The 338-nt window shown below is 41.1% G+C and carries 1 protein-coding gene; it reads left to right on the top strand.

What is annotated here, in order from left to right; genetic code table 11:
- On the top strand, positions 1-338 hold a 338-nt coding region (locus P5674_RS26195), incomplete at both ends, for a reverse transcriptase domain-containing protein (RefSeq protein WP_315670521.1).

Here is a 338-nt window from a genome sequence, read left to right as displayed (position 1 = left end):
TACATCGCACTGTTGGGAATGGAAAGGCTAGTTAAAGGAATGTATCCAAATAAAGGAACAACCACTCAGGTAAACCTTATAAGATACGCCGATGATTTCGTGGTTATCTCAAAAGACCTAGGAATCATTGAACAGTGCAAAACTGCTATCTCCGAATGGCTAAAACCTATTGGCTTAGAAATAAAACTCGAAAAAACCCGAATTTGCCACACTCTCAATCATGTTGAGTATGATGGAAAACTCGAAGAACCAGGGTTCGATTTTCTAGGATTCAATATCAGGCAGTTATGGTCGAAAGGGAAGTCGCCTTCCCCAACTCCAATTCCAAACCGTGCTTG

This window comes from Limnospira sp. PMC 289.06 (assembly GCF_032350395.1).
Classification (GTDB): domain Bacteria; phylum Cyanobacteriota; class Cyanobacteriia; order Cyanobacteriales; family Microcoleaceae; genus Limnospira; species Limnospira platensis.
The sequence above is the reverse complement of the archived record's forward strand: the minus strand, read 5'-3'. Positions and strand labels throughout refer to the sequence as shown.